The sequence below is a fragment of the Dyella sp. genome (assembly GCF_035486915.1).
Taxonomy (GTDB): domain Bacteria; phylum Pseudomonadota; class Gammaproteobacteria; order Xanthomonadales; family Rhodanobacteraceae; genus Dyella_B.
In genome coordinates, this window is the sequence record NZ_DATHMR010000042.1 from 1 (window position 1) to 24,832 (window position 24,832).

Here is a 24,832-nt window from a genome sequence, read left to right on the forward strand (position 1 = left end):
CTCGGTGAAGGTGTCGTCCGATGTTGTCGCGGCCTGCGGCGCGCCCATGAGCAAAGCGATGGCGATAACACTGAGCATGGCGACTCCCGGGCCGGTCAACGAGGCCTTCACGGTAGCAGCTTGTGCCGCCAGCGGAGAAGGGCGCTGGGTGATTACTCCGGGCGGTGCGGCAGAGCGAGATATTCCTCGCTCTGCATCTCGATCAGGCGCGATTCGGTCCGGCCGAATTCGGCACGCAGGCGCTCGCCGTCGTAGAGCTCGGTGATTGGCGCGGCAGCAGACAGGATGAGTTTGACATGACGGTCGTAGAACTCATCTACCAGCTGCACGAAACGCTTGGCCTGGTCTTCACTGTAGACAGTGAATTGCGGCACATTGGAGATGATGATCGCCGGCCCCGTCTTGGCCAGTTCGATGTAATCGGCCACGGCGCGCGGACCGTCGCACAACGCGGCGAAGTCGAACCAGAAGATGTTGTCGGCACGCTTACGAACGGGAATGGAGCGATCGTTGATCGTGATCGCGCCGCCGTCGATGACGTCGCCCTGCGCCTGGCTGGAGAAGATACGTGCCAGTGCACGTTCGGCTTCCGCCCCCGGTGGTGTGTGATAGACCGGCGCGTGCGTGAGCGCGCGCAGACGCCAATCGTGCGCGGAGATCATCTCGACGACATGGCAATGCGCTTCGATCGATGCAATGGCAGGCAGAAAACGTGCGCGCTGCAAACCGTCCTTGTAGAGATTGCTCGGCGCGGTGTTCGAGGTGGTCACGAGCGTCACGCCACGCGCAAACAATGACTCAAACAAATTGGCAAGAATCATCGCATCGCCAATGTCGTTGACGAGAAATTCGTCGAGGCACAGTACGCGGCAACGCGCCGCAATGCCTGCAGCTACTTCGACAAGTGGATCTTGCCGTTCTCCCAGATCGCGCAATCGCTCGTGCACTTCACCCATAAAGCGATGAAAGTGCCGCCGCAATGCGACACCTTGCGGCAAGCTGGACGCGAACAGGTCCATCAAAAAGGTTTTGCCGCGGCCGACGCTGCCCCACAAATACAAGCCTGGCACAGCGACGCGTTCCTCCGCGCCCAGCAGCGATTTCAGACGGCCGAACAGGCCGCCGTTGTTTTCGTCTTTGACGGCGAATGCCGCATGCATGCGATCGAATTCAGGCAGCACCGCCACTTGTGCCGGATCGGATGTCCAGCGATGCGCGGCGACGCCTTCCTGGTAACGCGCGCTGGGCGCGCCGGGTATTGTGTCGGACATAAACGTAGCTACTTAGTGGCGGCGCGGTGGCAGCCAGTCCTGGACCGCATGTTTGACCGCACCGCGCAGATCCATCAGGCGGCGGTGGAAGAAGTGGCCGGTTTCCGGCATGCGGATGAGCTCGGGTGGTTGCTCGAGGCTGTCGATCCAGTCGAACACCGCTTGCGGCTCGACGATTTCGTCTTCCTCGCCCATCACGACGAGCCACGGACAGGTCGGTAGCGCGAGCGTTTCATGTTCCCAGCGGCCGATCGGCGGCGCGATACTGATCAGCGCATCGGCTTTCAGTTTCACGGCGTTGCGCAGGGTGACGTAGCTGCCGAACGAAAATCCGGCCAGCCACAATGCGTCATCGGGACGCATCTTGCGCGCCCACGCGACTACCGCCGCGAGATCGTCGCTCTCGCCGATGCCATTGTCGTAGGTGCCGGCCGAATCGCCTGCGCTGCGGAAATTGAAACGCACGGTGTCCAGGCCCGATTCGCGCAGGCTGCGTTCGAGCATCGTCACGACCTTGTTGCGCATCGTGCCGCCGTCTTTCGAATTGGGATGGCAGATCACGGCGACGCCCCGGCGCGCGTCGGCAGGTTCCGCTACATCGCTGATGGCCTCAAGAAGACCAACAGGACCTTGCAGCGTGAACTCGGTGGTTTCGTCCGGGAAGGTGGACGGTTCGGGGGTGGGGGCGGGGGAGGTCATGACGGGAATGATAACCGGCCCGCTCGTTGCGCGTTTTTCCAGCGCGCGTGTGGGCGGCGGCAACCTTTGCACGATAGCAGTCCGTAACTTACGTATCCGCGCAAGCAACAACGCCGCCCGCTGGCGGCGTTGGGAATATCCGTGAAGGATTACTTGGACTGACTGACCATCCAGGTGACGGCGGCCTTGACCTGTGCTTCGTTCAAGGAAGGATTGCCACCCTTCGCCGGCATCGTATTGCCGTCCGGGCCGTGATAGCCGTCGAGTGCATGCTGGACCAGCGTGTCGACGCCTTCGGCAATGCGCGGCGCCCACGCATCCTTGCTGCCAACTTTCGGCGCGCCGAGCACGCCAGCCGTGTGGCAGGCGGTGCAGACGCCATCGAAGATGGTTTTGCCATCGGTGGAACCGCCGAAGGCGACTTGTGCGGCGGCGGCCTTGGCGGCGGCAGCTTGCGCGGCCTCCATCGCGGCACGGCCGGTGTTGCCCGCGTACACGGCCCCGTTCGGCGCGAGGCTGGCGGAAAGTTGTTGCGCGGCGTTCGGATCGACTTCCTTCGGCTCGTGCTCGTAGATTGTCCAGGCTGTGTAGATCAGGACCAGGGTCAGCACGCCGAGGCCGGCGATAAGCAACGAGAACTGACGCAGGAAACTCTGGTCGGATTTGCTCATGGAACCGCTCACGCAAGTACTCCAGTCAACTCATGATTAATCTGGAACGCCACCACGTCCCCTGTGGCGCGCTTTGCCGCCCCCCGGCGACGTTGCCGCGGTTCGTCCGGAATTCCGAAGTCCCCTTTGGCAATAAGCCCCGGAGTATAGACGAAGCCTGCGGCAAGTTTGAGAGGCCGCTCGCGGGTTCTCGCCATCGGCGTGGGCCGCGATCTGCTTGTAGATTGTTTAAACAGGTCTATTAAGAAGTGTGTAGTGCAGACACATGGTCACCTTCGCCTGATACGCTCTGGGGTTATGGACCCTGCCATCGGTCATGCGGCACCCCTGTCAACCGGCATTGTCCAACCTCGTTGAGCTGCCCCTATGCTTATTTCCAAGGCTTAGGACAACGAGTGCGTTATTCGTTTCGGTGGGGTCGGGTGGGCCTCCCGTTCATTCCAGGAGTTTCAAATGTCGCGTTTTTGGAAGATCGCGTTGATCGTGATCGCCGTGCTTGTGGTGGGTGGGGTCGCATTCCGCTTGCTGCACAAACCTGAAGCACAAACTGCTGCAGGTAGTCATCGCCATGGTGGCGGTCAAGGCAGTGGCGATAACGACGGAAAGGGACAGAATCAGCCCGGTGGTCCCGGTCAGGACAACACGCCCGTGCCGGTGACGGTGGAACCCACGGTCAGTCAGAACGTGCCGGTGTACCTCACTGCGCTGGGTACGGTCACTGCGCTGAACACCGTGACGGTGAATCCGCAGGTTGCCGGTCAGATGTGGACGATCAATTTCCAGGAAGGCAAGGCGGTGAAGAAGGGCGATGTGATTGCCCAGATCGATCCACGCACCTTCCAGGCGGCTTACGATCAGGCGGTTGCCAAACAGAAGCAGGACGAAGCATCGCTCTCAACGGCCGTCTCGACGCTGGACCGCAACCAGAAGTTGGTCGCCAACGGTTACGTCGCCGCGTTGGACATGGACACCTTCCGCAACAACGTGGCACAGCTGAAGGCCACTGTGATCGCCGATGAAGCGGCCGCCCGCTCGGCAAAAGTGCAGCTCGATTTCACCAAGATCATCTCGCCGATCGATGGCGTGGCCGGCATCCGCAATGTCGACCCCGGCAACGTGGTGACGACCACCACCTCGATCGTGACGTTGACGCAGATCCAGCCGATCTACGTAATCTTCAATCTGCCCGAGCAGAATCTCGAAGCCGTGCGCGGCGCGTTCCAGAACGGTACCGACAAGCTGGAAGTGATTGCGCTCGACCGCAGCGATGCGCATCCGCTGGATACGACCGGTTTCCTGCAGACGATCGACAATCAGATCGACACCACCACAGGCACGTTCAAGCTACGCGCGCAGTTCAATAACCCGCAGAGCTCGTTGTGGCCGGGTCAGTTCGTGAACGTGCAGCTACGCACGCACACGGTGTCCGGCGGTCTGGTGATTCCCGCGCAAGCCGTGCAGCGCGGTCCGGATGGCGATTTCGTTTACAAGCTGCAGCCGGATCAAACCGTCGCGATGGCGCCGGTGACCGTTGCCGGTGAAGTGGGCGACAGCCACGTGATGATCAGTAACGGTCTGAATGTGGGCGATCAGGTGGTGACCGAAGGTCAGTTCCGCCTGAAGCCGGGCAGCAAGGTTCAGGCGCTGAAGCCGGGCGAAGTGCCGAAGGCACCGGCGGCATCGGATGCCGACAAGAAGAAATGGAAGCAGGGTGGTGGTCGCCGTGGGTCTAGCAACTCTTAAGACCATCGCCATGCATGCAACGCGCTCGATTCAAACGAGCGCGTTGCGTGAAAGCACACGGATTTGCCACCAATCTTTTCACGGACGGTCAAACGCGACCGCACCTAACTGACGGTTCCGACGACCCATGGGATTCTCCTCGCTCTTCATTCGCCGGCCTATCGCCACCGCACTGTTGATGGTGGCGGTGCTACTGCTGGGCGTGCTTGGTTATCGCGAGCTGCCGGTATCGGCGCTACCGGAAATCGAAGCCCCCAGCCTGGTGGTCACCACCCAATATCCGGGTGCGAGCGCGTCCACCATGGCATCGCTGGTGACTACGCCGCTGGAACGCAATCTCGGCCAGATTTCCGGCCTGGACATGATGACGTCCGATTCCTCCGCGGGTCTGTCGACCATCGTGTTGCAGTTCAACATGGATCGCGACATCGATATCGCGGCGCAGGACGTGCAGGCGGCGATCAATCAGGCACGCGGCACGTTGCCGAGCACGCTGCCCTATCCGCCGGTCTACAATCGCGTGAATCCGGCTGACGCGCCGATCATGACCTTGATGCTCACTTCCGACAGCCGCCAGCTGCGCGATGTGAACGATCTGGCCGACTCGATCCTCGCGCAGAAGCTCTCGCAGGTGCAGGGCGTGGGCTTGGTGTCGATTGCCGGTAACGTGCGTCCAGCTGTGCGTATCCAGGTGAATCCTGCGCAGCTGGCCAATCTCGGCTTGACGATGGAAGACGTGCGCAATGCGCTCACGGAAGCCAACGTCAACGCACCGAAGGGCACGCTCAACGGCGCCACGCAGTCGTACACGATTTCCACGAACGATCAGCTCGCGACCGCCGCTGAATACAAGAACACCATCATTTCGTACAACAGCACGACCAATGCACCGGTGCGTCTGGCCGATGTGGCCAAAGTGGTCGATGGCGTCGAAAACGATCAGCTCGCTGCGTGGGCGAACGGCAAGCCGGCCGTGCTGCTGGATATTCGCCGTCAGCCGGGCGCCAACATCGTGCAGACGGTGGCGCAGATTCGACAGATCTTGCCGCAATTGCGCAGCGTGCTGCCGGCCGATGTGCATCTGGATATCTTCGCCGACCGCACCATCACCATTCGTGCCTCAGTCGAAGATGTGCAGTTCACGCTGCTGCTCACCATCGCCCTGGTGGTGGCGGTGATCTTCGTGTTCTTGCGCCGTTTGTGGGCAACGATCATTCCGTCCGTAGCGGTGCCGCTTTCGTTGCTTGGCACGTTCGGCGTGATGTCGTTCGCCGGCATGTCGCTGGATAATCTCTCGCTGATGGCGCTCACCGTGGCCACCGGTTTCGTGGTGGACGATGCGATCGTGATGATCGAAAACATCGTGCGCTACATCGAGCAAGGCAAGCCAGGCATCGAGGCGGCGGAAGTCGGTGCGAAGGAAATCGGCTTCACGGTGCTATCGCTGACCGTCTCGCTGATCGCCGTCTTCCTGCCGTTGCTGTTGATGCCCGGCGTGACCGGCCGTCTGTTCCACGAATTCGCATGGGTGCTCGCAACCGCCGTCGTCATCTCGATGCTGGTGTCGCTGACGCTTACGCCGATGATGTGCGCGTACTTGCTCAAACCCGATGCGTTGCCGGAAGGCGACGACGCACATGAGCGTCACGCCGCCGCCGGCAAGCGTACGGTGTGGTCGCGTACCGTCAACGTGTATGAAAGTACGCTCGACTGGGTGCTCGATCATCAGCAGCTGATGATCCTCGTAGCCTTCGTCGCGATCGCGGTGACCATCTTCCTCTACGTCGTCATTCCGAAAGGCTTGCTACCCGAACAGGACACTGGCCTCGTTACTGGCGTAGTGCAGGCCGATCAGAACGTCGCGTTCCCGCAGATGGAAGCGCGCACCAAAGCCGTGGCCGATGCGCTGCAGAAAGATCCGAACGTGGCCGGTGTGGCGGCGTTTATCGGCGCAGGTTCGATCAACCCGACGCTCAACCAGGGCCAGCTGAGCATTGTGCTGAAGGATCGCAACAAGCGTGGCAGCCTGGATGATGTAGTGCAGAGCCTGCAGAATGCCGCTGCAAATATTCCGGGTGTCGCGCTGTATCTGAAGCCCGTGCAGGACGTGACGCTGGATACGCGTGTCGCCGCTACCGAGTATCAATACTCGATGTCGGACGTGAGCTCCGATGAGCTGTCCAAATACGCCACGCAGATGACGCAGGCGTTGCGTGAACGTCCGGAACTGGCCGATGTCGACAACAACCTTGCCGATCAGGGCACCGCGCTCAAACTCACGATCGATCGCGACAAAGCCAGCACGCTCGGCGTGCCGGTGCAGACGATCGACGACACACTTTACGACTCGTTCGGTCAGCGCCAGATTTCTACCATCTTCACGCAGTTGAACCAATACCGCGTGGTGCTGGAAGTGGAGCCGCAATTCCGTAGCAGCACGTCATTGCTCAATCAGCTGACGGTGAAGAGCAACGGCAGCGGTGCGTTGACGGGCAGCAATGCCACTACGTTTGGTCAGGCCGCATCGAGCAACTCCTCGACCACGACCGGTATCGCGGTTGCCAATACCGGCATCATTCTGGGCACGGGCGGCACGATTCCGCTGGCGTCGCTGGTGAATGCGGAAGTGACCAATGCGCCACTGGTAATCAGCCATCAGCAACAGCTTCCTGCAGTGACGGTGTCGTTCAATCTGGCGCAGGGTTACTCGCTCTCGCAAGCGGTCGATGCGATTCACGAGGTCGAGAAGCAGCTCAACTTCCCGCCGCAAGTGCGTGGGCAATTCATCGGTAAAGCGGCGGAGTTCTCCTCCTCGCTGACCAATGAAGCGTTGCTGCTGCTGGCCTCGGTGATCGTGATCTACATCGTGCTGGGCGTGCTGTACGAAAGCTACATTCATCCGGTCACGATCATTTCCACCTTGCCGCCTGCCGGCGTGGGCGCGTTGCTGGCGCTGATCCTGTGCGGCATGAGTCTTTCGGTGGATGGCATCGTGGGTATCGTGCTGCTGATCGGTATCGTGAAAAAGAACGCGATCATGATGATCGACTTCGCGATTGAAGCGCAGCGCACCGGTATGAAGCCGCGCGAGGCGATCCGCCGCGCGTGTCTGCTGCGCTTTCGCCCGATCATGATGACCACCGCGGCCGCCATGCTCGGTGCGCTGCCGCTGGCCTTGGGTAACGGTATCGGTGCGGAATTGCGGCGTCCGCTAGGTGTGTCGATCGTGGGCGGCCTGCTGCTATCGCAGCTGGTGACTCTGTACACCACGCCGGTGATTTACCTCTACATGGAGCGTTTCTCGGACTGGCTGCGCGAGCGCAGGGAGCGGCGCGCACTGCGGCAGGTCCAGCGGACCGCCTGATAGGAAAAGGACGAATAAGGACGGGGGCGCGTAGGTTCAGCGCCCCCGCTTTTTTTCGTCAGATCGCTGTAGGCTTCAACCATTCAGATCCTTGCGCGTTGTTGAAAGCATGAATATCTCCGGTCCCTTCATCCGTCGCCCGATTGGCACTTCACTCCTGGCGATGGGCGTGTTCGCGGTCGGCGTGATCTGCTACGCGCTGCTGGGCGTCTCGGCGCTACCGGACATGCAGTTTCCCGTCATCTTCGTCACCGCCAGCCAGGCCGGCGCCAGCGCGGACAACATGGCCGCCACGGTGGCCGCGCCGCTGGAACGTCATCTGGGTCAGGTGCCGGGCATCGACACCATGCGTTCGTCCAGCTCGCTGGGCAGCACGCAAGTTCTGCTGATGTTCGATTCGGGCCGCAACATCGATGACGCCGCACGCGATGTGCAGGCTGCAATCAACGCGGCGGCGCCCGATTTACCGTCCGGCCTCAACAGTCCGCCGAGCTACGAAAAGGCCAACCCGAACGACGATCCGATTATTGCGTTCGCGCTGACCTCCGATACGCAATCGGCGCGCGATCTCTACGACGTCGCCGATTCGTTGCTGGCGCAACGCTTGCGTCAGCTAAGCGGTGTATCCGAAGTGGATATTCTCGGTGCCGCAACACCTGCCGTTCGCGTGGATGTAAACCTTCGCGCGCTCAATGCCATGGGCATTTCGCCAGATCAGCTGCGTAACGCGCTGACCGCTGCGAATGTGTTCGAGCCGCAAGGTTTTCTGTCCAACGGCAAGACCACGATGGCCGTGATGGCCAACGACAACCTGCATACCGCTGCCGACTTCGCCAATCTGGTCATCTCGACGAATGGCAAAGGTGTGCCGGTGCGTTTGTCGGACATCGCGAGGGTTTACGACGGTCAGCAGGATGCCTATCAGGCGGCGTGGTTCCAGGGTAAGCCCGCGATCCTGATGTATGTCTACAAGCAGTCGAACGCCAACATCATTGGCACCGTCGATCGCGTAAATGCCGAAGTGCCGTTGCTGCGAAGTTTTCTGCATCCTGGCACGAACCTCACTCCGTATTTCGACGATACGCCCACCATCCGCGCGTCGCTGCATGAAGTGCAGGCAACGCTGCTGATCAGTCTGGCAATGGTCGTGCTGGTGATGGCGTTGTTCCTGCGTCGCTGGGCTCCTACGCTTATTGCGGCGACAGCAGTGCCGCTCTCGCTCGCGGGTGCGGCGGTGATTATGTATGCGTGGGGCTTTACGCTGAACAACCTCACGCTGCTTGCGCTGGTGATTGCGATTGGCTTCGTGGTGGACGATGCGATCGTGGTGATCGAGAACATCATTCGCCACATCGATCAGGGCATGAGTCGTCTCGACGCGGCACTCACGGGTGCGCGCGAGATCGGCTTCACCATCGTATCGATCACCGCCTCGCTGGTTGCCGTGTTCATCCCGTTGCTGTTCATGGGTGGCATCACCGGCATGTTTTTCAAGGAATTCACCTTGACGCTGGTCGCAGCGATCGTGGTGTCTGCGCTTGTCTCGCTGACACTCACTTCATCCTTGTGCGGTCACTTCCTGAGCGGTCACAGCGAACCGGAGAAGCCGTCGAAACTCGGCCGCATGCTGGATCGCTTCCACGAAGGCATGCTGAAGTTCTACCAGGTGTCGCTGGATTTTTCCCTGCGTCACGCGCTGTTGTTCTCGCTGACGCCGTTGATGCTGATCGGGCTGACCTTGCTGATCGCGATGTCGGGCCAGATCAAGACCAGCCTTTTCCCGGCGCAGGACACGGGCTTGATCCGAGGCCGCGCAACGTCTGGGGCAACTGTTTCGTTTCAGGACTCGGTGAGTCGTCAGCAGCGATTGATCGACATGCTGTTGCGCGATCGCGATGTCGCGGTCGTGGGTTCGCGTCTGGGTAGCAGCCGTCAAGGTGCATCGGGCTCGTTCGATATTCAGTTGAAGACGCATGCCCAAGGCCGCAAGGACGACACTTTGACGGCCCTCGCGCGGCTCAGCGCAAAAGCCGCCAAATATCCGGATCTCAATGTACGCCTGCGCGCTATTCAAGACTTGCCGAGCTTTGGCGGCGGCGGCACCAATCAGGGAGCGCAGTATCAGATTTCGCTGCAAGGCAACGACACGGCCGAGTTGCAGGCATGGTTGCCCAAGCTGGTCGATGAGCTGAGAAAGAATCCCAAGCTGCGCGATGTCGGCAGCGATCTGGACGATGCCGGTTTGCAGCAGAACATCGTCGTCGATCGCGACAAGGCGTCGCGTCTGGGTGTGAACATCGGCACCATCGACTCGGTGATCTACGATTCGTTCGGCCAGCGTCAGGTCAGCACGATTTATTCGGATCTCAATCAGTATCGTGTGGTGGTGAACGCCGTTCCTTCGCAAACCTCCACGCCACGTTCCATTGACGACATTCTCGTTCCGGCCACCAACGGCAAGATGGTGCGATTGTCTGCTTTCGCATATCAGAAGCCTGGTCTGGCGCCGACACAGGTGTCGCACATGAATCAGTACACCACGATGGATCTGAGCTTCAATCTCGCGCCCGGTTCAAGCATGGGCGAAGCGTTGCAGATCGTGCAGGCGACGGCCACCAACATGCGTCTGCCCGGGGATATCAAACTGGATGTGGGCGGCGATTTCCGTCGCTTCCAGCAATCGCAAAGCGGCATGCTGTGGTTGGTGCTGGGTGCCATCGTTACTGTCTACATCGTGCTCGGCATTCTGTATGAAAGCCTGATTCACCCGGTGACGATTCTTTCCACGTTGCCCGCCGCCGGCGTGGGTGCGTTGCTCGCGTTGTGGTTCACCAATACCGAACTGTCCGTCATCGCGCAGATCGCGCTGGTGCTGTTGATCGGTATCGTGAAGAAGAACGCGATCATGATGATCGACTTTGCGCTGGTGGCGCAGCGCGAGCACGGCAAGACACCGCTGGAAGCCGCACGCGAAGCGAGCCTCGTGCGCTTCCGCCCGATCATGATGACGACGATGGTGGCGATTCTTGCGGCCATTCCCATCGCCGTGGGCATGGGCGAAGGTTCGGATCTGCGCCGTCCGCTGGGTATCGCCTTGATCGGTGGTCTGTTGATTTCGCAAAGCTTGACGTTGCTCAGCACGCCCGCGCTTTACGTCATCTTCTCCTGCCTGGGCGAACGCTGGGCGGCATGGCGTGCGCGCAGACGCGAGCGGCGCAGCGGCGCGCGGCCGTATTCGGCAAAAGGATTCGGCTGAGCACGCGCATCAATCTGAAATAACAGTCGGCGCATAGTCGCCATAAAAACGCCTCCCACTGCAAGCAGAGGAGGCGTTTTGCTTTCTTGCTTTCGTGTTGTTGTTGCGTTGGCAGGATGGTCATCCAGCCCTGCCAACGCACAAGCCCCATCAGAACAACTGCTGTGTGTACTTCAGGTAGATCTGACGGCCGATGTCGTACTGTGGGTTATACGGGAACTGCGTATAGCCGTCCGTACCGGTCGGGCCCAACGGACCGATTACGCTTTCCGCACCGATGTAGGTGAACGGTCCGCGGCGGTTGAAGATGTCGGTGGCACCCAGCGCGATGCGACCCTTCCACGGAGCAGTCCAGCTGACCTGCAAATCGTTAAAGGCCAGGCTGCCCTGACGATAGATACCTGACTGCTGCCCCTGCACGTTGCCGTTGGGATTGGTGCAGGGGAAGTATTCGGCGAGTGCCGGCTCATCCGGACGGCAGGATTCGGACAGCGAGGAGAAGTAGCGAAGGGTCCACGTTGCACTCCAGTCACCCCACGACCAGTTGAGGTTCGTGGTATCGCGGAAGCGCCACACCGGACCGAGAATCGGATCGTAAGTACCGATGTTGTAGTCGACTACCGCACCACCCGTGACATCCTGCTCACGTAGTTCCGTGATGTAGGTGCCATTTGTATCGATCTTGAACTTGCCGATCGGGGTGTCCGGGAACAGGTAGCTCGCCGACAAGTCAGCGCCGTGCTCGTCAACGAAGCCTTCGTTCACGACAGCCTGCAGCAGGTTGATAACCTGACCATTCGTCGCAGAGCGCTGGAACTGATCGCACTGCTGGGCCTCACCCAACAGGTAGCAGTTGTCCAGGATGCTGTCGGCGGACGGCAACGTAATCACGTTGTCGACGCGGATGCGGTAAAAGTCCGCCGTGATGTTGAAGCCCGTGAACCAGCTCGGGCTATACACGATACCCGCCGTAAAGTTCTTGGATGTTTCCGGTTTCAGATTGGGATTGGCACCGGTGTAGAACGGCGTGGTACTGGTGGAGTTGGGCCCGCTCACCGGCACGCCATTTGTGTTGAGCTGCGTGAAGCCCGGGCCAACCGCTGGCAGATTCGCGAAGCCGTTCAAGCAGCGTTGCTGCACGACCGAGTTACCCGTCAGACCGAAGTTGATGTCGCACGGATCGGTGTAATTGGTGAAGCTCTGCATCGTGCCGCCGTACAGGTTGGAGATCGAACCTGCACGAAAGCCTGTGCCGTAGCTGGCACGCAGCAGCAGGTCATCGATTGGCTTATACGACAGCTTGTACGAGTTGTTGTTGGTGGTGCCGAAGTTGGAGTAGTGCGAGTAGCGATGCGAGACGTCGAAGTCCAGCAACTGCGCGCCAGTCATATCCTTCAGCAACGGCAAGTTGATTTCAGCGTACGCTTCGTTGATGCCGTAAGAACCTTCACCCGGGTTCTGCTGCAGGTTGGTGTTCAAGCCCAACTGCGTATAGGTATCGGGGGTCACGCCACCGGATACATCGCGGTGATCCGCACCGATAGCGAACGTGGCATCACCTTCGCCCAGCGACTGCGGCAATGTGAACATGTCACCGCTCAAGTCGGTTTTGACTTCGCGCTGCTCGCTCCACGAGTGGGTGAAGTAGGTGTAGTTGAGGTAGTTCTGTTCAGCCGGAGTCAGACCGCCTGAGCCGGAGAATGGATTAAGCGGCACGCAGCCAGCAATGACGTTACCTGGCGTACCGCATTCCACCTGGCCGTTGGCAGCCATGAAGGACGGGCCGAGGGCGTTGTACAAATGCACCAGATTCAGATTGCCGGGGCCACCACTGTCCTGGATATAGCGATAATCGCCATAGTTCGCATCCCAGTTGAATTCGTTCTCGCCAATCGAGAAGTCGCCTTCCAGGCCGGTGCGGAACCCTTCCTGCTTGATGTTGTTGGTGTCGACGCGATTGGGTTCTTGCAACGGCAGGCTGAACTGCAGGGTGTTGCCGGGCATCGGGTTGTAATAGCTGTTCGCCGACAGTGCCGGGAACCAGGCCGAACCGAGGCTGCCGGGCGCCAGACCAAGTGCCGAAGCGAGGTTTACACCGTTCGCTGGCGTCAGCGAACTCAGCGGATAACCGCCGATATAGTCGGTGGCGTTATTGGTGTTGTACGTGCCAGTGAACTTCGCTGTGATGTGGTCGGTGACTTTGAAATCACCCTTCAGCGTGTACGACCGCAGACGGCTATTCGGCTCCAATGTTTCCAGGCCTGCCGAGTTGTAATAGTCGTTGGCGTAGTACGGCGACGGATATTGAACGCCGAATGTGTTGACATGGTAGTTGGCGATATCCAGCCCGTTCTGACCCATGTTGACCGTCAACGGATTGGCGAGCGGTGTGCCGTTGGCGCCAAGAATGGTGCCGTAATCCGACGGTCCCACTGAGCCGGGCATATTCGGGAAGCTGAAGTAGCCGTTTTTACTGAACCATGCTTGGCTGGACAGGATCTGGTCGGTGTTCTGCACGGTCATGTTGAACGTGAACGAACCGCGCGAGAATTTCTTGCCGCCGGTCAAACTGAACTGGCTCTGCTTGCCGAAGTTACCCGGCGAGTACGTGCTGTTGTACGTATCGAGATAAAGACCATCCACATTCTTGGTGTGAATATTGATCACGCCTGAAATGGCGTCGGAACCGTACGTGGACGACGCGCCGTCCTGCAGAATTTCCACACTGTCGATCAGCGAGCTCGGGATCGTGCTCAGGTCGGTCTGACCGAAGATGTCGGTGGTGTAGCGCTCGCCATCGACGAGGATCAGTGTGCGCGGCGCACCTAAACCACGCAAGCTCGCGTATTGACCGACGATGCCGCCGAGCGAGCTTTGGTCGCTGGTGCCCGCAGAACCAACCGAAGAAACGTTTTGCAGAATCTGACCGACGCTGACAAAGCCTTGCTGCTGGATCTGTTCGTGCGTGAGTTCGGTAACAGGCTGTGCCGTTTCCACGTCAACATTGCGAATTAGCGAACCGGTCACGGTCACTGTCTGCAACGTTTTTGAATTTTGAGGTGTCGAGCTGGAAGGCTGTGCCTGTCCGTTTGTTGGAGTAGCAGTGCTCGGCGTCGACGTCTGGGGTGTTGTCGATGTCGGCTGCTGCTGATCGGGTGCTGCGGTTTGTGCGACCGCTGCCGTTGTTAATGCAAAACTCCCCAGTGCCAATGCTGTTGTGATCGCGATCGCGATTTTTTGATGTTGTATGTTCAATGTTGTGCTCCCTAGATATCGTCTGATTGGGGTAAGACGCCTAGCAGTTCCCCTTGCCTAGTGATGGTTCCCAGTGGGTGGGGGTAAGAGAGACCATCGCTATCCAAACAAACTCCCGTCTGGAAAATTGAGGATAGTCCAAACGGTGCTGTCATCAACACTTTTTTATCAAGACATACACACGAAAGAATTGTTTGCTTAGTTAGTTTTTTTAGATGCAAACAACCAAAGTGTCAGGCACGCGTCAGCTTTATGTGTAAGAAGTCGTGGTGCGCAAAATCGAGAAATAAAAACACGAGCCGAGTGATGGCCTTGAATCAATAAGTTATGAAATGCGGCGGAATAAACGCGATATCGCCAACATTTAAGTGGCGACATAACATTTGCGATTTATGGCACCGTCGTGTGCAAGCAGAAACTTCTCGCTCATGCAGTGTGAAGAACATCTTCACGAGATGCTGGTGTGTTCGCGGATCGTGTTAACGGACATCACCACACATTTCGGATGCGTGATGTCGCGTATTTGTCGCGTTGCCACACTTTTCTCCGCGACGAATAAGTTCATGGATGCGCACGCCATTACTGCGCATCACGATGCGACATCGATGCAATCGATGCGTAGTGACACGCGTACAAGCGCATGCCGAGCTCCATCGCTCACCCGACGGAAAGGCAATGCCTACATAGTGGTGGATGGATGATGCGCGATCAGCCGCGACTCAAAACCGCGTCGCCATTTCGATGTGCAACAGATCGCCGCAGATCTCGCGCAGTCGCGTAAGAAGAATATGTCGATGCGCAGCGACTTCAGCGGGCAGTCGACCGACGCCATGGAACTCGGCGCAACGCAGCGCCGCCTGATAAGCCATCAATGGACCTGGCACTTCCGAGCGGCGTTGTGCATCGCCTTGCCACAACACGACAACCCAACCTTCATCGCGGTCGCTGCTCGACTCATCGACGGGCATGAGCAACGTGCCGTCCACGAGCGACAACGCGCAATCGTGACCATCGGCAAACTGGAAGGTGTACAGCGGCATCAGTTCGGCGATGAAATCGACGATGCGTTGGCTCAATCCGTTCATGCGGCTCCCCATGGCATGCACAGCATCCGAATACTAACCGGATCTGCTGATGCATGCCTATGCGGTGGGCAAGCCGATGCGCGATCGTCGAAAACGATTACTGTGCGTTGAGCGCGGACTTCAGTGTGGCGACTTCGGCGCTCGTCAGAGGGCAGCGCATCGGCACGAGACGATTGCCTTGGTAAAGATAGGCCGTGGACGATCCGTCGTCGCGTGTGTACACGGAGAGATGCGAACTCTGCCCGTTCGCCTCGTGCATCTGGACGTCGAGGCTTGGCCGATCGGGAATGTTCGCGCTCATTCCGGAACAACCGCTACGCGTGTTGATCCAGGTTGTCAGTGCAGTGACTTGCGTTTCCGTGAGCGGCCGTTCTGTTACGTCACTCTCGCCGCCGTTCGCACTGATCTCGGCGGATGTGTAGTGGTGCACTGTGACGGCCGGGGCGTCCGCACAACCGGCCAAGGCAAACACACTCATCGTGATCAGGATCGAGGCGATACGCGTAGTCATGACTGTTCCCATGAAAAAGTTGATCAATTCGTCGGCACGGCGGCGTTTTTGCCGGCGATGCCCATCTTAATGTCGGCCACCCTGGGCCTGATACCACGTGAGTCATGACGCATGCTTCCATACGCATCCGTACGGTTATTATCGCGCCCGATGGGTCTTGGATTTCAGCCTCGCGTCCCAAGATCAAAGCGCCACGTCGACCTATGGCTGCATAACGCGATCCGTCCGAGTCGCCCTTGCCCTACGCGGGCCGCGCTTTCGCCGCCTGGATGAAAACGCGACAATGGGAAGCTTTCGCGGACGGCCATCGCGTTGCGCGCCGATGGCCGGCGAGGCGGCACACCTGTGTGCCTAGCGGTTGCGCCCGTTGTGGCCGCCGCACTCCTCATTGATATGCCGTAGCAACCAAAGGCCCCTGCAGACCATGTCCCAAACGCCGAAGATCATCTATACGCTGACGGATGAAGCCCCCTACCTCGCCACCCAGTCCCTGTTGCCCATCATCGCGGCATATACGAGCACGGCTGGCATCGCTGTCGAGACACGCGACATCTCGCTGGCCGGTCGCATCCTCGCGCAGTTCCCGGACATCCTTAAGGCCGATCAAAAAATCTCCGACGATCTGACCGAGCTGGGCGAACTGGCGACCACGCCAGAGGCCAACATCATCAAGCTCCCCAACATTAGCGCCTCCATGCCGCAGCTGAAGGCTGCGATCAAGGAATTGCAGAGCCAGGGTTATCCGCTGCCCGACTATCCGGAAGATCCCAAAGACGTCAGCGACTGGAACATCCGCGCGCGCTACGACAAGGTGAAGGGTAGCGCCGTCAATCCCGTGCTGCGCGAAGGCAATTCCGATCGCCGCGCGCCGCCGTCGGTGAAGAATTACGCGCGCAAGCATCCGCACAAGATGGGTGCGTGGTCGTCCGATTCCAAAACGCACGTGGCCAGCATGAGTGCGGGCGATTTTTACGGCAGCGAAAAATCGGTTGTCGTGGACGAGCCCACCATCGTCAAGATCGAGTGGTTCGGCAAAGACGGCAGCAGCAACGTTCTCAAAGAAAAAACCAAGCTCACCGCCGGTGAAGTGATCGACGCAGCCGTGATGAGCAAGAAGGCACTGGCCAGTTTCGTCGACGCGCAGATTGCCGACGCGAAGAAGCAGGGCGTGCTGTTCTCGTTGCATCTGAAAGCCACGATGATGAAGGTCTCCGACCCCATCATGTTCGGCGACGTCGTCATCGAGTTCTACAAAGATGTGCTCGCCAAGCATGCGGCGACACTCAAGAGCATCGGCTTCAATGCGAACAACGGCATTGGCGATCTGTATGCGCGCCTAGGTTCGCTGCCGGCGGACAAGCAGGCAGAGATCAAGGCCGACCTCGACGCCGAATATGCCAAGCGCCCGCATCTGGCGATGGTCAATTCCGACAAGGGCATCACCAACCTGCACGTGCCGAGCGACGTCATCATCGATGCGTCGATGCCGGCGATGATTCGCGATTCAGGCAAAATGTGGAACGCCGAAGGCAAGCTGCAGGACACCAAGGCGGTGATTCCGGATCGCAGCTACGCCGGTGTGTATGAAGCCGTGATCGAAGACTGCAAGGCACACGGTGCGTACGATCCGGCGACCATGGGCAGCGTACCGAACGTGGGCCTGATGGCGCAGGCCGCCGAGGAATACGGTTCGCACGACAAGACCTTCCAGATCGCCGGCGACGGTGTCGTTCGCGTGATCGACGAAAAGGGCAAGGTGCTGCTCGAGCAGAACGTGGAAGCCGGCGACATCTGGCGCATGTGCCAGACCAAGGACGCGCCGATCCAGGATTGGGTGAAACTCGCCGTTAATCGTGCACGCCTCAGCAACACGCCGGCTGTGTTCTGGCTCGACAAAAACCGCGCGCACGATGCACAGATCATCAAGAAGGTCGAACGCTATCTGAAGGATCACGACACCAGCGGCTTGGATATCCGCACGCTGGCACCGGTGGACGCTACCAAATTCTCGCTGGAGCGTATCCGCAAAGGTCAGGACACGATTTCCGTGACCGGCAACGTGCTGCGCGATTACCTCACCGACTTGTTCCCGATCATGGAACTGGGCACCAGCGCCAAGATGCTTTCCATCGTGCCGCTGATGGCCGGTGGTGGCTTGTTCGAAACCGGTGCAGGCGGTTCGGCGCCCAAGCACGTGCAGCAATTCCTCGAAGAGGATTATCTGCGCTGGGATTCGCTCGGCGAATTCCTTGCGATAGCGGCGTCGCTCGAGCATTTGAGCAATCGCTACAACAATGCGGCGGCCGGTGTGCTGGCAAAGACGCTCGATCAGGCCAACGGCAAATTCCTGGATAGCAACAAGTCACCCGCCCGCAAAGTCGGTGAAATCGACAATCGCGGCAGCCACTTTTACCTCGCCATGTACTGGGCGCAGGCGCTTGCCGAGCAGAACGACGATGCGGCACTGAAAACAAAGTTCGCGCCACTGGCCAAAGCACTGACAGAGAACGAAACGAAGATCGTCGGTGAACTCAACGGCGCGCAGGGTAAATCGGTGGATATCCACGGTTACTACCACCCGGATATCAAGCTGATCAGTGCGGCCATGCGTCCAAGCAAAACGTTCAACGATGCACTTGCGGCACTTGCGAAAGGCTGACCTGTGTCTTTACATCGCTAAAGCGTGAACAAAGGGCGCTCGGCGCCCTTTGTTTTTATGGTTGCTTGACGGATGTCGAAACGGCGCGCGTGTGAACGGGAACGCTATGCCGTTAGCGATGTCACTAGAATCGTGAGGACGTCGATGAGTCGCCTCTCGGCAATTCAGGAGCATCACGCATGCGCATGACCTTGGCTTTAGGGCTGCTGGCTTTCTCCATCGCCATGCCGGCATGGACGCAGACCGCCGCGCCCGCGTCTTCAAGCAGCGCATCATCGCCGTCTCGTCTGCATGCACCGTTGTTGCAGACGGTGATCGTCACCGGCATGCAGCCGGGCCCCGGTCTGTGGAAAGTGAGCAAAGGCGATCACGTCATGTGGGTGCTCGGCACGCTATCGCCACTTCCGCGGCATATGCAGTGGCGCTCGACGGAGGTGGAAGATGCCCTTGCACATTCGCAGGAATTGCTCGAGCCGCCCAGCGCCGAATTGAAACTGCATGCGGGCTTTTTCACCAAGCTGGCGTTGCTGCCATCGGTGTATAGCGCACGCAAAAATCCGGATGGCGAAAGCCTGCAACAGATACTTCCTCCGGAAATTTATACCCGTTGGGAGGTCGCCAAACAGCAATACTTCGGTGATGACAAAGGCATCGAATATTGGCGCCCGATACTGGTGGCGATGAAGCTTTATCAGAAAGCCCTCGACAAGGCGGACCTCACCAATGGCGGCAGTGTGGTGGGGACCGTGGAGCAGCTGGCCCACAAGCACAAGGTCACAAGCACGCCCATTAAATATCAGGTTGTCGTCGAACATCCACGCGACGCCGTGGAAACCATCAAGCAGACCAGCCTGCACGACATCAGCTGTTTCAATCAGACCTTGAACACGGTCGAAAATGATATGGACGCACTCACCCAGCGCGCCAATGCCTGGTCGACCGGCGATATTCAGACCTTGCGCGGCTTCGCACTGAACAATCGTTATGAGTCCTGCGTCATCGCCGTCGTCAACGCCGATTTCGCCCAGCAGCTGGGTCTGCGCGATTTACCCGAGCGCATGGCGGCGACCTGGGTGGCCGCCGCCCAGGCGGCGATGTCGCGTAACACGCAAACTTTTGCGGTCTTGCCAATGGAGCAAATCATGTCTCCCGATGGCTTCCTGGCGCAGCTGAAGGCCAAGGGCTACACAGTCCAATCGCCGGATGAGCTCGATAAGTAACCGCTCCGGCTCACTATTCCCAAGGCGGCTGTGACGCTAAGCTGTTCGCCATCGCAGATTGCCTAAAAGGTAAGGCGACGTCTGCCACAGGGGGCGGGGATGATGGAGCAGGATTTGGTTCGGCTTTTTGCCGATTTGACGGACGATGCACTGCTGGAGCGACTCCACTCCGGCACTTTGACCGAGAAAGCGCAGTCCATCGGACGCGTCGAGGCGGAACGACGTGGACTTATGTTCACCCCCGAGCCGCCGCCCAATACGCAAGCGGCTAATCTGCCACCGGCCGATTATGTGCAGATCTCGCGTTACTTGAGGCCCATGGAGGCCTATGTGCTCCAAGGGCGCCTAAAAGCTGAAGGCATCGATACCCAGCTTTGCGGAGTGAAAACGATCGAGACCGATCCACTTTGGTTCAATGCGATGGGTGGTGTGCGTTTATTCGTGCCCAAACAACAATATCAGCAAGCCATGGACATTACGGCCAAAGCGCAGAGCGGCTCATATCAGCTGGAGGACGACACACCGTCGGACATTCATGAGTCCGACCGTGATGCTGGGAAGCGGCGATTCGGTTGGGTGGTCATCGTGATCTGCACGCTGTTTGTGGAAATCCTGGTTATAGGTGCCCTGTGGGTACACACGTGTGAGCCCGGCACCTACTGCCCGTATGCGTACCACAGCGCGGGTACGGATTTTTTAAAGCTACTCGCGGTGGCCATCAGCTTGTTGCCTGCGTTGTTTGCGGGTAAGTATATGAGGCAGCGCTTCAAGCAAAATTCTCGTTGAGCGCTACGTGGCAAGAACGATTTCAAGATCAGGGATACAGGGGGAAGGGATGAAACGGTTTTTATTAGTGCTTGTTGCACTGCTTTTGGCGTGTGTCGGTGAAACGGCTGTGGCGCAGCAGGATCCGCTGACTGCGTTGCCCTGGCAGATGGGGCCTACCACTGCAAAACTCGGCCCACACGCGACATTGAATGTGCCCGATGGCTATGCGTTTCTCGATCCAGCGGGAACGCGATCGCTCAACACGATCCTGCATGATCCGACGAAGAGCGTTGATCAATACACGCTTGCGCCGAAAAGCCTGAAGTGGATTGCATTGTTTTCCTATCAGGACATCGGTTACGTCAAGGACGACGAGAAACTCGATCCGGATGCCATCCTGCAGTCTTATCGTGAAGGCACTGAGGCGGCAAACAAGGAACGCCGCGAGCGCGGGTGGGATGAGCTCAATGTCGTTGGTTGGTACGCGGCGCCGCAATACGACTCGCAAATTAAATCGCTGGCGTGGTCCATTCTCGGCGAAGACGTGAAAAGCCATCAGCGCATCGTCAATTACGACACGCGGTTGCTGGGTCGTCATGGCGTCATGGGTGTGACGGTTATCAGTTCGCAAAGCGACCTCACAGCTGCGATCGCCGACTTCAAGAACACACTGTCAGGATTTCAGTTTGCATCCGGTGAAAGTTATGCCGAATATCGCCCGGGCGATCGCGTGGCTGAGTATGGTCTGGCGGCGCTGATCACCGGCGGCGCGCTGGCGGTTGCGGCGAAGAAAGGCCTGTTTACCGTCATTGGCAGCTTCCTGATTGCGGCGTGGAAGTTTGTGCTGGCGGGCTTTGTTGCGCTGAGCGCCTGGGTCAAGAATCTGTTCAAGAAAAAACAGTCGACGCAATGACCTTGCACGACGTGCTGCTGTTGCTGGGCGGAGTCGTAGTGCTTTATCTCTACGACTCCGCGCTGCTGCTTTATCACAATGAGATCGTTCTCGTGAGCGGGCGCAAGGGTTGTCGCGTTTCGGGTGGATCGACGCTCGAGTTGCGCGGTAGGCACGTTTACCTGCCCAATCCGCTCTGTCCGCATCGCCCCTTGTTTCGTTTGAATTGGCCCGAGCATGGCCAGTTCAGCGGCAGCACAAAACCTGTGCCATCGCGCCGGATCGTGGTCGCCTTATCGGTCATCGCGCCGTGGACGCTGTTGCTGCTCTTTATTTTAGCTATCGGGTTGCCATACACGCTGCTTGTGTTGCAGAGCGCTCAAGCGTTGCTTGTGTGGCTCGCCGTGGTCTATGCGGTGATTATTCTTACCTTGCTCCACGTGTACTGGCATAGGAAGGCGTTGAATCTGTCGGGACGTGCCGTTGCGACCATCGCGCTCGACTCGCTGCTGTGTGCGCCATTCGCGCTGAACATCGTCCGGAAGATCGGCTTGCGGCAACGGTTCGATGGCGATTTGCGCGTTGTTGCGGCAACTCGACTGTCGCCGCAAGCAGTGAACGATCTTGCCGGCATTCTTCACCAACGTATCCATGCCAGCCTTCACTTCGTCGAGCCCGACGCCCCCGCGTTTGAGGCGCTAAAAACCTATTTGCATCACTTTGAGGGTTTGCGCGAATGACTGCCGTAGACATCGTGGTAATCGTCGCGGGCCTGTTCTTCGGCTATCGCCTCGTCAGCAATTATCTCTCGCCGAATACGAGTCGTGAACAAACGCGCCAGGATGCGAATCCCCCTCCCAAGGAGGCGCCACGACAACAGTGGGAACGGCATTGGGAGCCCGTCACACCGAATGCTCCGGCGTGGTTCGACGTGCTTGGTGTTGTGGAAACGGCCGATCTCGCGCAGATCGAATACGCCTACAGGGTAAAGATCAGCCAGTACCACCCCGACAAAGTGGCGCAGATGGGCGAGGACATAAGACAGTTGGCTGAAGCGAAATCCAAAGAGATCAACGCGGCCTATGAAACGGCGGTGCGATTGCGCCGGCGTTAGGTTATTTCAGTGTGTTTCGCTTGTTGTGCTTTGGAAGGTGCCCGTGCGAAAGCACAGGCACCTTCTATATCAGGCACTGGCGCTATCCAGCGCAGCGATCTCGTTTGAAGAAAGTGTCAGGTTGACCGCGCCGATCAACTCTTGCAGTTGATCCACGCTGGTGGCGCTGGCGATGGGTGCGGTAATGCCAGGGCGCGCCATCAGCCACGCGAGCGCTATTTGTGCCGTCGTCGCCTTGTGTGCGGCAGCAATCTCGTCGAGCGTTGCGAGCACCTTCAAGCCTTGCGCATTGAGGTATTTCTGCACCGATCCGCTACGCGCGCTGCTCTTGGTGAGATCGGCTTCGGTGCGATATTTGCCGCTGAGAAAACCGCTGGCGAGCGCGTAGTAGTTGATGACGCCGATGCCTTCCTTGAGCACCAAAGGTTCGAGCTCCTTCTCGTAACCGTTGCGGCTTACCAGGTTGTATTCCGGCTGCAGGCTTTCATAGCGCGCCAGATTGTGTTCTTTCGACACGTTCAGCGCCTCGGCAAATCGATCCGCGCCGTAATTCGAAGCGCCGATCACGCGCACCTTTCCCTGTTCGATCAATCGCGAGAACGCGCTCAGGGTTTCGTGAAGCGGAACAGTGGCGTCGTCTTCGTGCGCCTGATACAGATCGATGTAATCGGTCTGCAATCGCTGGAGTGAACCTTCCACGGCTTCATTGATATTCATTGGCGAGAGACCGCGATGCTCGGTCCACTTGGCCACCTTCGTGGCGATTGCCACGCGATCGCGCTTGCCACTGCGCTTGAGCCATTTGCCGATGATGGTCTCCGACTCGCCCCCGCGATTCCCGGGCACCCATGCCGAATAAACGTCGGCGGTATCGATCAGATTCAAACCGGCATCGACGAAGGCATCGAGCAGTTCGAACGAGCGCTTCTCATCGGCACTCCAGCCAAACACATTGCCGCCGAAGGCGAGCGGGGCGACAGATAGGGAGGATCGGCCCAATTGACGTTGTTGCATGGAAGAAACCTCGGAAGGAGCGGGGATGGATGTCTCGCCTGAAGCGAAACATGATCCTTCCGAGGTGGGTGTGCACGCGATGTAATCAAGCGCGGCAGGCGTCTTCCTGTGCGACGTAGTCTTTTAACGGCAATTGGGTGACGTCCACCTCTATCTGTCGCGATGAAGCGTCGCGAACAGGCTTGTCGGGGCGCCAGTTCAGCTGGGTGGGGGTGGCGTGGCCGTGCAAGAACAGCAGATCGATCCATGGCGAACGCATGGGAGGTTCCGTTGCGGGTTGGGGTGTGCTCAAGGTAATAGCGTGTCATGGGCCGAAAAAGCGATATATTCGCAAGCCAGGTTTGAGGAATATTCAAGATGACTCGGGTGCCTCTCGGTCTTTTGCAGCAATTTGTGCAGGTGGCGCGTCTGGGCAATCTGTCCCGCGCCGCCACGCAGGCCAACCTCACGGTCAGCGCGTTGAGCCACCAGATGCGCCAGTTGGAGGAGCGCCTCGAACGACGTCTGTTCGAGCGTGGACCACGCGGCGTGACCTTGACCGTCGAGGGATGCAGCCTGCTCGAAGCCGTGGGCGAGCATTTCGATGGGATCGAGCATGCGATGTCGCGTTATCGCGGCAGGCGGCACGAGGCGCTCACCTTAAGCGCGAGCGCCGGCATTATTTCCAGCTGGCTGGTGCCGCGGTTGCCGCGTCTACTCGCAGCGCATCCAGAGCTGGAGCTCAATCTGCAGACAGGCTCGGCGCTGGTGAATTTCGACCGCGAAGCCGTTGATGCCGCTATTCGTTACGGAAAAGGCGAGTGGGCAGGACTGCGCAGTGTGCGTTTGTTCGGCGAATGGATTGCACCAGTTGCTGCGCCAGAGCTTATAGAGCGCATGGCAGGTGCCGATCCGACGAATCTTGCAGGCTGGCCTTTGATCGGCGATCCCAACAGCAACAACCGATGGAACGACTGGTTCGACAAATATGGCGGCAAGCCGCCGCAACGCTATGTCGCGCAAGTGGATACGGTCGATGCGCTGAAGCAAGCAGCGCTGGAAGGGTTGGGCGTTGCGCTCGGGCGCATGGTGACCTGCAAGTCGCTGATCGACGCGGGGCGTCTGATCATGCTGGGCGATCGTTACATGATCGCCAAAGAGGCTTACTACCTGGTCTATCCGCCACGTTCGGATGATCATCGCGGCGTGAGCACGTTTCGTGATTGGATCGTTGAAGAAGCGGATACCTATTGCGGGCAGTTGCCGGAGTTGAACTACGAGATAGCTTCGGTGTGATGTTCGTGCGCAGCCATTGATCGAACGGGAGACAT

The 24,832-nt window shown here is 58.9% G+C and carries 18 protein-coding genes; 10 read left to right on the forward strand and 8 right to left on the reverse strand.

Features of this window, described 5'->3' with window-relative positions; genetic code table 11:
* Nucleotides 1–152: 152 nt before the first annotated feature.
* The 3 genes from zapE to VK725_RS03980 all read right to left on the reverse strand — a co-directional run bounded on the left by zapE (nt 153) and on the right by VK725_RS03980 (nt 2,641).
* Nucleotides 153–1,271 (reverse strand): cell division protein ZapE, encoded by a 1,119-nt coding sequence (gene zapE, locus VK725_RS03970; protein WP_325316758.1) that lies wholly within the window; start codon nt 1,269–1,271, stop codon nt 153–155.
* Nucleotides 1,272–1,283: 12 nt separating this feature from the next.
* Nucleotides 1,284–1,970: an alpha/beta hydrolase gene (locus VK725_RS03975; RefSeq protein ID WP_325316759.1), complete on the reverse strand. Its 687-nt coding sequence runs from the start codon at nt 1,968–1,970 to the stop codon at nt 1,284–1,286.
* 149 nt (nt 1,971–2,119) lie between these two features.
* Nucleotides 2,120–2,641: a c-type cytochrome gene (locus tag VK725_RS03980; protein ID WP_325316760.1), complete on the reverse strand. Its 522-nt coding sequence runs from the start codon at nt 2,639–2,641 to the stop codon at nt 2,120–2,122.
* Between the two features lie 453 nt (nt 2,642–3,094).
* Between VK725_RS03980 and VK725_RS03985 the strand changes: the two genes are divergently transcribed.
* The 3 genes from VK725_RS03985 to VK725_RS03995 all read left to right on the forward strand — a co-directional run bounded on the left by VK725_RS03985 (nt 3,095) and on the right by VK725_RS03995 (nt 11,004).
* On the forward strand, nt 3,095–4,384 hold the full coding sequence (locus VK725_RS03985) for an efflux RND transporter periplasmic adaptor subunit (protein ID WP_325316761.1): 1,290 nt from the start codon (nt 3,095–3,097) through the stop codon (nt 4,382–4,384).
* Between the two features lie 127 nt (nt 4,385–4,511).
* Nucleotides 4,512–7,748, forward strand: coding sequence for an efflux RND transporter permease subunit (locus VK725_RS03990; protein WP_325316762.1), 3,237 nt, complete (start codon nt 4,512–4,514; stop codon nt 7,746–7,748).
* A gap of 109 nt (nt 7,749–7,857) precedes the next feature.
* Nucleotides 7,858–11,004 carry an efflux RND transporter permease subunit gene (locus tag VK725_RS03995; RefSeq protein ID WP_325316763.1) on the forward strand — a complete coding sequence of 1,049 codons (3,147 nt, stop codon included), beginning with the start codon at nt 7,858–7,860 and terminating at the stop codon, nt 11,002–11,004.
* A gap of 150 nt (nt 11,005–11,154) precedes the next feature.
* Here VK725_RS03995 and VK725_RS04000 read toward each other — a convergent pair whose 3' ends face one another.
* The 3 genes from VK725_RS04000 to VK725_RS04010 all read right to left on the reverse strand — a co-directional run bounded on the left by VK725_RS04000 (nt 11,155) and on the right by VK725_RS04010 (nt 15,855).
* Entirely contained in the window at nt 11,155–14,031 is a 2,877-nt protein-coding gene (locus tag VK725_RS04000; RefSeq protein WP_325316764.1) for a TonB-dependent receptor plug domain-containing protein, read from the reverse strand.
* 947 nt (nt 14,032–14,978) lie between these two features.
* Nucleotides 14,979–15,344 carry a hypothetical protein gene (locus tag VK725_RS04005; protein WP_325316765.1) on the reverse strand — a complete coding sequence of 122 codons (366 nt, stop codon included), beginning with the start codon at nt 15,342–15,344 and terminating at the stop codon, nt 14,979–14,981.
* Nucleotides 15,345–15,441: 97 nt separating this feature from the next.
* Nucleotides 15,442–15,855: a hypothetical protein gene (locus VK725_RS04010; protein WP_325316766.1), complete on the reverse strand. Its 414-nt coding sequence runs from the start codon at nt 15,853–15,855 to the stop codon at nt 15,442–15,444.
* Nucleotides 15,856–16,279: 424 nt separating this feature from the next.
* Between VK725_RS04010 and VK725_RS04015 the strand changes: the two genes are divergently transcribed.
* From VK725_RS04015 to VK725_RS04040, 6 genes are all read left to right on the forward strand, one after another.
* Nucleotides 16,280–18,514: an NADP-dependent isocitrate dehydrogenase gene (locus VK725_RS04015; protein ID WP_325316767.1), complete on the forward strand. Its 2,235-nt coding sequence runs from the start codon at nt 16,280–16,282 to the stop codon at nt 18,512–18,514.
* Between the two features lie 179 nt (nt 18,515–18,693).
* Nucleotides 18,694–19,734, forward strand: a complete 1,041-nt coding sequence (locus tag VK725_RS04020) for a TraB/GumN family protein (protein WP_325316768.1) — start codon at nt 18,694–18,696, stop codon at nt 19,732–19,734.
* 99 nt (nt 19,735–19,833) lie between these two features.
* Nucleotides 19,834–20,520 carry a hypothetical protein gene (locus VK725_RS04025; RefSeq protein WP_325316769.1) on the forward strand — a complete coding sequence of 229 codons (687 nt, stop codon included), beginning with the start codon at nt 19,834–19,836 and terminating at the stop codon, nt 20,518–20,520.
* A 49-nt stretch (nt 20,521–20,569) separates the two neighbouring features.
* Nucleotides 20,570–21,415: a DUF2167 domain-containing protein gene (locus VK725_RS04030; protein WP_325316770.1), complete on the forward strand. Its 846-nt coding sequence runs from the start codon at nt 20,570–20,572 to the stop codon at nt 21,413–21,415.
* A complete protein-coding gene (locus VK725_RS04035; RefSeq protein ID WP_325316771.1) occupies nt 21,412–22,134 on the forward strand; it encodes a hypothetical protein in 723 nt (240 codons plus the stop codon). Before VK725_RS04030 ends, VK725_RS04035 begins: the two co-directional genes overlap by 4 nt.
* On the forward strand, nt 22,131–22,508 hold the full coding sequence (locus VK725_RS04040) for a J domain-containing protein (protein WP_325316772.1): 378 nt from the start codon (nt 22,131–22,133) through the stop codon (nt 22,506–22,508). The genes VK725_RS04035 and VK725_RS04040 overlap by 4 nt, the downstream gene beginning before the upstream one ends.
* Nucleotides 22,509–22,577: 69 nt before the next feature.
* On the opposite strand, the gene VK725_RS04045 is transcribed toward VK725_RS04040, so the two are convergent.
* Both VK725_RS04045 and VK725_RS04050 read right to left on the reverse strand, forming a co-directional pair.
* Entirely contained in the window at nt 22,578–23,522 is a 945-nt protein-coding gene (locus VK725_RS04045) for an aldo/keto reductase (protein ID WP_325316773.1), read from the reverse strand.
* Nucleotides 23,523–23,607: 85 nt separating this feature from the next.
* Nucleotides 23,608–23,781: a hypothetical protein gene (locus VK725_RS04050; RefSeq protein WP_325316774.1), complete on the reverse strand. Its 174-nt coding sequence runs from the start codon at nt 23,779–23,781 to the stop codon at nt 23,608–23,610.
* Nucleotides 23,782–23,879: 98 nt separating this feature from the next.
* On the opposite strand from VK725_RS04050, the gene VK725_RS04055 reads away from it, so the two are divergent.
* Nucleotides 23,880–24,797, forward strand: a complete 918-nt coding sequence (locus VK725_RS04055) for a LysR substrate-binding domain-containing protein (RefSeq protein ID WP_325316775.1) — start codon at nt 23,880–23,882, stop codon at nt 24,795–24,797.
* Nucleotides 24,798–24,832 lie beyond the last annotated feature (35 nt).